This is a genomic window from Melaminivora alkalimesophila, from assembly GCF_000282995.1.
Lineage (GTDB): Bacteria > Pseudomonadota > Gammaproteobacteria > Burkholderiales > Burkholderiaceae_C > Melaminivora > Melaminivora alkalimesophila.
Map to the genome: position 1 here is coordinate 1 of NZ_ALEE01000382.1, position 366 is coordinate 366.

Sequence of the window (366 nt, forward strand, 5' to 3'; positions counted from 1 at the left end):
CCGGCCGACCACGGCGAGCTGCTGCGCCATCGCACGCCCGGGTCGGACTTTCCGATCGCGGCGGCCGTGGAGGTTCCGCCGGGAGCGACCACGGTCTACCTCTCGGGCCAGGTGCCGCCGATCGTCGACCGCAGCCTGCCCTCTGGCGACCCGCGCAGCTACGGCCCCGACACCCGCACGCAGACGCTGGGTGTGCTGCGCAGCATCGAGGAGCAGCTGCGCGCGCTCGGGCTGGGCATGGGCGACGTCGTGAAGATGCAGGTCTTTCTGGTGGCGGACCCGCGCAAGGGCAACGCCATGGACTTCGGGGGCTTCATGGAGGCCTACACGCAGTATTTCGGCACGGCGGCCCAACCGCAGCTGCCG

General features: G+C 71.6%; 1 protein-coding gene. It reads left to right on the forward strand.

The window, feature by feature from the left end:
* On the forward strand, positions 1-366 hold a 366-nt coding region (locus tag A612_RS07390), incomplete at both ends, for a RidA family protein (protein ID WP_019373870.1).